Annotated in this window: 11 protein-coding genes and 1 pseudogene; 7 read left to right on the plus strand and 5 right to left on the minus strand. The window is 38.4% G+C overall.

Going from position 1 to position 7000, the window contains the following annotated elements; genetic code table 11:
* Positions 1 to 125 precede the first annotated feature (125 nt).
* Positions 126 to 362 (minus strand): annotated as a pseudogene (locus IQ246_RS28025) (family 10 glycosylhydrolase); the annotation flags it as partial.
* A gap of 120 nt (positions 363 to 482) precedes the next feature.
* Here IQ246_RS28025 and IQ246_RS28030 point away from each other — a divergent pair.
* Positions 483 to 980, plus strand: coding sequence for a GNAT family N-acetyltransferase (locus IQ246_RS28030; RefSeq protein ID WP_194006561.1), 498 nt, complete (start codon positions 483 to 485; stop codon positions 978 to 980).
* Positions 981 to 1173: 193 nt separating this feature from the next.
* Here the strand turns inward: IQ246_RS28030 and IQ246_RS30025 are convergent, their stop codons facing one another.
* Entirely contained in the window at positions 1174 to 1329 is a 156-nt protein-coding gene (locus tag IQ246_RS30025) for a hypothetical protein (RefSeq protein WP_208492335.1), read from the minus strand.
* Positions 1330 to 1562: 233 nt separating this feature from the next.
* Between IQ246_RS30025 and IQ246_RS28040 the strand changes: the two genes are divergently transcribed.
* The 6 genes from IQ246_RS28040 (at position 1563) to IQ246_RS28065 (ending at position 5164) form a co-directional block, all read left to right on the plus strand.
* The gene (locus IQ246_RS28040) at positions 1563 to 1790 is read left to right on the plus strand and encodes a DNA-binding protein (RefSeq protein ID WP_194006562.1); all 228 of its coding nucleotides are present in this window, start codon (positions 1563 to 1565) and stop codon (positions 1788 to 1790) included.
* A 4-nt stretch (positions 1791 to 1794) separates the two neighbouring features.
* Positions 1795 to 2046 carry a hypothetical protein gene (locus tag IQ246_RS28045; RefSeq protein ID WP_194006563.1) on the plus strand — a complete coding sequence of 84 codons (252 nt, stop codon included), beginning with the start codon at positions 1795 to 1797 and terminating at the stop codon, positions 2044 to 2046.
* A gap of 188 nt (positions 2047 to 2234) precedes the next feature.
* Complete coding sequence (locus IQ246_RS28050) at positions 2235 to 2954, plus strand: hypothetical protein (protein ID WP_194006564.1); 720 nt, start codon at positions 2235 to 2237, stop codon at positions 2952 to 2954.
* An 18-nt stretch (positions 2955 to 2972) separates the two neighbouring features.
* Complete coding sequence (locus IQ246_RS28055) at positions 2973 to 3131, plus strand: hypothetical protein (protein ID WP_194006565.1); 159 nt, start codon at positions 2973 to 2975, stop codon at positions 3129 to 3131.
* Complete coding sequence (locus tag IQ246_RS28060) at positions 3112 to 3879, plus strand: DUF1350 family protein (protein WP_194006566.1); 768 nt, start codon at positions 3112 to 3114, stop codon at positions 3877 to 3879. Before IQ246_RS28055 ends, IQ246_RS28060 begins: the two co-directional genes overlap by 20 nt.
* Before the next feature lie 148 nt (positions 3880 to 4027).
* On the plus strand, positions 4028 to 5164 hold the full coding sequence (locus IQ246_RS28065) for a SpoIIE family protein phosphatase (RefSeq protein ID WP_194006567.1): 1137 nt from the start codon (positions 4028 to 4030) through the stop codon (positions 5162 to 5164).
* On the opposite strand, the gene IQ246_RS28070 is transcribed toward IQ246_RS28065, so the two are convergent.
* From IQ246_RS28070 to grpE, 3 genes are all read right to left on the minus strand, one after another.
* Positions 5165 to 5491, minus strand: a complete 327-nt coding sequence (locus IQ246_RS28070) for an STAS domain-containing protein (RefSeq protein WP_194006568.1) — start codon at positions 5489 to 5491, stop codon at positions 5165 to 5167.
* A gap of 526 nt (positions 5492 to 6017) precedes the next feature.
* Positions 6018 to 6179, minus strand: a complete 162-nt coding sequence (locus IQ246_RS28075) for an ATP-binding protein (RefSeq protein WP_244142190.1) — start codon at positions 6177 to 6179, stop codon at positions 6018 to 6020.
* A 114-nt stretch (positions 6180 to 6293) separates the two neighbouring features.
* Positions 6294 to 6953 (minus strand): nucleotide exchange factor GrpE, encoded by a 660-nt coding sequence (gene grpE, locus IQ246_RS28080; RefSeq protein ID WP_194006570.1) that lies wholly within the window; start codon positions 6951 to 6953, stop codon positions 6294 to 6296.
* Positions 6954 to 7000 lie beyond the last annotated feature (47 nt).

Here is a 7000-nt window from a genome sequence, read left to right on the forward strand (position 1 = left end):
GTGCAAGGACATACCCTGATTTACTCCAGGCATTAGATGCGGCATTCGCAGAAGTGACGATAGAGAATTTACTCGGTTGGTTTACTCACTGCTGCTACTGTACTTCAGAAGACTGATAACCGCTATACCACTTCTTCTAATGGGTTGCGACTTACGCACAGAGGGTCAATTTCCACCCCAAAGATTTGCTGCATAGTTTGACTAGGATACAACGTTACTGCTTTGTTCCAAACAACAGGAAAAACTGCATTAAAACCCGTCTCAGCAAGGAAGTCCATTGCCTCGGCTATGCGTTGCTTTGAGCTGAGAACTTTACTATCAGTGGTTGTGAGCCAGACACCGCGTATTTCTGCCATACTCAATTATTAGTTCTTACCAATTGCGATCGCTTGCCAACCTAACCATTGCTACCTTTTACATCGTTGATATCTTTATACTAGAAGGTTAAACAGGCATGTAACCTAAATGCTAGTCCTGAAATTATGAGCATTAACGAAATATCTCTTCGAGCGGCTGAGGAAACAGATGCGTGTGTGATGAGTGCAATTCATATTGCTGCTATCAAAGCTCTACCTCCAACTTTATACACGCAGAAAGAACTGCTAGCTTGGCGTAATTACCGCGACCAACCCGATGGTTCAAATATTTTGAAGAGTATGAAATTTGAAACTTTCTGGGTTGCTGTCGAGCGTGATCTAGTCATAGGATTTGCTAGTTACATTGTTGATGAACTTATCGGACTATATGTCCATCCTAAATATCAAGGCAAAGGAATAGGAAGCGCTCTAGTTAGACATTTTTGCAACGAAGCAATTAATCACCGTATAGATAAGGTGATTACAAATGCTAGCCTTTATGCTGAAGGATTTTATTTGCAGTTAGGATTTACTGCCATCCAAAGAGCACCTCATCAATTGAGAAATCGCATAATTGTTCCAGTTAGTAAGATGAGTAAGATATTATCTGACCCTAATTTTTAATTAAGGCTTATTTATTATTTTCTCTCAGTTGGCAACAACTTTTTAAACATATTTTAAATTTAATTCTTATTGGTCTGGAGTTTAGACTCTGGAGTTTAGACTAAAGCAAGCAAAAATAGCTCAACATTTGAACCAATTGATTCCATGTTGAACAATGAAATGAAACCAGAGTAATAAAAGGGATGAAAAGCCGTTAAGCAGTATTTTTAGATACTTTGTTGGGCTTGGTAAAGGTTTTTTTGACAATGGGATAACGAGTTCGTGGCGCTCTAGTAGGTCTACCAGGAGTCCAACCAGGGGACTTTCCTCTGGGTTTGGGGTCAGGTGCAGGTGTTCCAATCCGAGCCAAAACTGCGGCAAAGGCGTTAGCGACTCGACCCGGGGATAATTTCTGGCTTGAGTGTTGCCAAGGTAGAGGGCAATCTTTGATGCGTTTGCCCTGGCATATTGTGTTTTAATGCCTTCAATAATTGAAGCTAGGACAGAGTTTATCAACGGAATTCGGCGGTAACTTAGCCTATCATTAGTAAAAGTGAGATTCTGTATTAGGCTAGAACCTTGGTACAAATAATAGTGATGAAAATGACTGCACAAGGAGAAACCCCAAGAATCCAAATAAATTTAGATTTATCGCCAGAACTTTATGAGACACTAGACAAGCTGGCTCAACAGATTAGTGGAGATCATGCGGAAGTGTTGGTAAAAGCGATCGCACTTATGGAAGTCGCAGTAGAAGCCAAGCAAAAAGGTAAGCATTTCTGGATTGCAGACGAGAACCAAAACCTTGAAACTGAAGTTATTGGTATCTAACAGCATGACAGATTTAATAGATTTATCAAAAATAATCGCTAGCAAAGGTGACAAACCACTACTTGTATCAATACTCAACTTACAGTCACACAAAGAAGCAGAAATTGAGCAAAAGTTACGAGAACTCAAGTTTAAACAGGAACTAAGAAAAGATTGGATTTTATTTATTGTCCGAGATGTAGTAATCTTTTCAGCTGCTATCCTTTTCATTTTTGCTGTTAGCGGCTATTCCCTATTTATCCAGATTTATAGGTAACTCATCGGATGATAGAGTCTGACTAGCGCATCGTGGCAAATAAGTATCATATTGTACAAAATATCTCTATAGCTTAGAAGTATTAATTTGCTTTAAAAATTTAGGACAAAATACCAGCTTGCTTAGCATTCCAGAAATTTGATTGCTATATTATACTAAATAACTATTCTGGCAAGGATTTGAAAGCTGTGAGGGATGATTTGCAGGACTTGGAGATTAGTCAGAAGGAACTACAAAAGCTGACTAGTTTACCTGTTAATGATAAACTTATAATTATTATAAATCCTCTCAAAAAGTTGGGAGAAAATTTGATAAAAAAAATTAAAGGCTCTGAAGGAGCAACTGTAGTTTTTATTGGCTTTTCTACAGTTGTTTTTGGCTATCTTATACTTGATGTAATTATCAAACTATTTGCTACATGGATAACAATTCCATCTTGGATATTGTTAATAATTTTAGGTCTGTGGGTAGGAGGAGTGATACAAACTATATTATATTTAATCTGGAAGAATAAAAATAAATTTATTAAACTAAATATGACAAATTCTTTACTGATTTTGTTAAATGATGTTAATAGATATAATTCTGTTATTAGAGCGATAGATATCAATGACCAAATAGAAGAAGCTGGAAATCCAGAAGTGAGTATAAAAGAAAGAAAAAAAGTTATTGAAGCACTGAAACTTACAAGAACCGATTTAGTTCGTGCTTTAAAGACAGAAAAGATTTTGAGAGAAAATAAAAGCTTTATCATCAGTAATACAGAACTGTTTGTCAACAATTTAGCAACTTTAACAGCTATGCAAGTAACTGAACAGGCTACTGAGCATGGAAGATTACTCAATGAAGCATTGCAAATTGCATTAGATGTGCAACATGAAATGAGAAAATTGCAGAGTCAGCGTTAAAACCAATAATCAGGAGAATTGCGTGAGGCGAATGAGTTGGACAGAGCGATCGCTTTTTCTGTACTTTACATCTTCAATGGCTTTTTCCGTAATCCTGCCCACGACTACAATCCCCGGTTTAACATAAAGAATATTCCTGAAGCGATCGCTCATCAGCATGGACTGGAAAGAAATTAGAGGTAACTGGGTAATCGTTCCGCAAAATCCCATCGGTATCATCCATTTTTTGGGAGGTGCATTCGTCGCCACTGCACCCCACATTACTTACCGTTGGTTACTAGAACAATTGGCAAGTAAGGGTTATGTTGTAATTGCTACACCTTTCGTTAACACGTTAGATCATACTGCGATCGCTAAATCTGTACTCCTAAACTTTGATCGCACTCTCGAACGCCTACAGGACACTGCGACATTACGCAAGCTTTATCTTCCCATCTACGGTATTGGGCACAGTATGGGCTGTAAACTCCACTTGCTGATTGGTAGCCGCTTTCAAATAGAACGTGCTGGGAATATCTTAATATCCTTCAACAACTACGCCGCCAGGGAAGCTATCCCCTTAGTTGAACAGTTCAATTCTACTTTTGCGATTGAGTTTACCCCCACACCGTTGGAAACTAACAAGCTTGTACAAGAGCAATACAGTATTCGGCGCAATTTATTAATAAAATTTAGCAATGACACCATCGACCAATCGGCAGCTTTAACCAAAATCTTACAAGAACGCTTTCCTGAGATGGTGACAGCACAAACATTACCTGGAACTCACACCACACCATTAGGTCAAGATATCAAATGGCAAACTGGAGCATCTTTCACCCCTTTTGACGCCCTAGGACAATGGTTCAAGCAAGAAGCATACCGCGACTTGAACGAGCTAAAACGCATCATTTTTTTGTGGCTAAATCCTCTTTCACCGCCATAATATTTTATGAATGTTAAAAGGTGATAAATTCAATGGACAATTGAGAATGGGTTAGTAAGATATCTGTATTGATACTGCTAACCTATTAACCTTAACTATATTTTTATTTTTAAATCCAATTATTAATTAGTGTTGCCTGCAATTTTCTATGTTTCAAATACTAATAATTGATGACGACCATTCAATGAAAATACTCCTGAAAAGGATGTTGGAAAAACAGGGTTATGAGGTACTTGCTGCTAGTAGTGGAGAAGAAGGAATAGAAAAGGCGTTGGCTTGTCATCCAGCACTAATTATTTGTGATTGGATTATGCCAGGCTTGAATGGACTAGAAGTCTGTCACCGCATCAAGACAGACCCCAAATTATCCACCACATTCTTTATTTTATTAACATCCCTAGATTCAGTTGCCGATTGTGTCAAAGGCTTAGATGCTGGTGCAGATGATTTCATCTCCAAACCCATCGAGCAAAATGAATTACAAGCAAGGGTTAGAGCCGGATTGCGCCTGCATCAGCTGAGTCGAGATTTGCAAACCCAAAAGCTGCTTTTAGAAGCAGAAATGTCAGAAGCAGCAGAATATGTGCGATCGCTTCTACCTCTCCCCACAACTGATCCCTTCAATATCAATTTTCGATTCATTCCCTCACGACAACTTGGCGGCGATTGTTTCGATTACTACTGGCTCGATTCCGACTATCTAGCAATTTATCTACTAGATGCAGCCGGACATGGACTCAAAGCGACTCTTCCTTCTGTGTCAGTGCTGAATCTGCTTCGTTCCCGCGCACTCAAAAGTTTGAATTACTATCAACCTAGTGATGTGCTAAGAGCATTGAATGATACCTTCCAAATGAGCTATCAAAATGACAAATATTTTACAATCTGGTACGGTGTTTATAACCGAGTTAAACGCCAGTTAATTTATGCTAGTGCAGGTCATCCACCAGCAATTTTAGTAACTTGTACAAATCAAACAATTTCTGAAGTTAAATACTTGAAAACACCCGGTATGCCAATCGGTATGTTTCCAGAAGCAAAATATGTTGATGGGTTTTGCAATATTGAAAACTCTAGCACCCTCTATATTTTTAGTGACGGTGCTTATGAAATTACTAAATCTGATGGCACTCTTTGGAGTTTAGATGCTTTTATTCAGCTATTAGCTAACATACAGCATCCCTTTGACTACCAACTCGAACAGATACTAAATTACCTAATCGCTTTAAACTCCAAAGAGGCTTTTGATGATGATTTATCTATAGTTCAGATTCAGTTTGATTAACTAATTTTTGGAGACTAGAATCTGATTAAATGCTTCTTGACTCGGAAAAATCTCAAATACCTTATCCATATTAGTTAGTTCAAATAATATTCTGACTTGCTCATTGATTGAGCAGATAACAAGCTTGCTATCTGCCGCTCTTAATGTTTTGAAAGCCAATACCAGAGCACCCAAACCAGAACTATCCATAAACGTCACATCTTGAAAATCTACTAATACGATTTTTGCACCACTTTCTAGAATCGTAGTAATATTTTGCCGAAACTCTTGTGAGGTTGTAGCGTTTAAATTTCCGCTGAGCTTGATGATTTTTACTTGTTCTCTCATAATATGTTACTGTGATTTATGTAAATGATGTTCTGTTTTCGTTAGTATATCCCAATCATAGATCATTTGAAAAAAGCTTACCAGATAGAAATCAAGTACTATTAACCTTCAATGCTTTATCAGCAATAATAAATTAGGTGTTGGCAATTATCAAGCATTGATTTTTTTAAGACAATAATTATTGTCTTTTTATTAAAAATAACCAACTAGATGCAAATAAATATCATGATTAAATCTGTTATTGAACAATTAAAATCAGTTATATCAAGCATTTTAAGAGTAGCATCGCTCCTTTAACCTCTAATAAACATAATTATAAAAATTCCTTAGCTATTGTAGTTTAGTCACAGATAAATTCCGAAAATCTTACTGATAAATTTGATTTTATTAGTGCCAACGTCGAACCTAAAAATTAAATCGTCTTGAAACGTAAGGTAGTAACTTCTCCTTGGCCCAGGAGAATAGAAATCACAAACTCAGCCCCATTTACTGGCTACGAAATACATTCTAACCTGTCTCCATGCTTTTATGAGCTAATCTGGTAGCTAATACACAGTTCCATAGCAGTACCTTTACTAGTAGGTTTAGTAGTAAAGAAAGGATCAAAGATTCGCTGTTTTACTGACTCTGGTATTCTAGCCCCGTTGTCGGTAATGCGAATTATTACTTGATTTGGCTCTAAGAGCATGTTTTAAAAGTATTGGGCGAATATAATTCGCTACTACACAAACAAAGTCCGCCTATCGCGCTTGCGCTGCGCTACGCGCACCACGCGGACTAATGAAAAATCATTTGTGTTTGCCTAACTCTCTCTCACAGGACTTACTTTAGCTCGATAAAGCAGTTTGTCTCCTTGAAGATAACCAGTGTAGCGCACCTTGACTATCTCGCCTAGTTGTGCGGTTCCTTCCATCAATTGGTGCAACTGGGGATTGTATGGTATTTCGGCTCCCACAGGTGCGATCGCTTCCACCTCCCACGCCTGCAAAAGTTTTTCTAGAGGTTTTTGCACCAACGGCACTATTTTGACTGCTGCTAACTGTGGATTTTCCTGCGCTTTCTGCGCTGCTGTGGGCCATTGCAATAATAGAGACTCCAGCAGTTGCAAACTCGACTGCTGAAACTCTTGCTGCAATACCTCTCGTTGCTTTTCTAGCTGAAGTTGCGATCGCTGGTACTCTCTTTTGAAATCTGCAATTTCCTTGCTAGTTCTAAGTTCTGAAGATACTTGATACTCAACACTCTGGACTGCAAAAGTAGCTATTAATTCACTCAATGGCACTTGTAGTATTAGCGACAGCTTGAGCAGCACGTCTATCCGCATCCGCTCCAACTTTCCTTGGCGTAACCGCAAAATTTGACGCTCTGAGACACCAGCAGCACGACTCAGCGCTCTAAAACTAGAAATACCTACTTGTTGCATTAAATCTTGCAACTTCTGGGTGAAATTAGTATTGGGCATGGGGCATGGGGCATGGGGCATGGGGCATTGGGTATTGGGCATTGGGT

It is taken from the genome of aff. Roholtiella sp. LEGE 12411, assembly GCF_015206995.1.
In the GTDB taxonomy this organism is placed as follows: domain Bacteria; phylum Cyanobacteriota; class Cyanobacteriia; order Cyanobacteriales; family Nostocaceae; genus Komarekiella.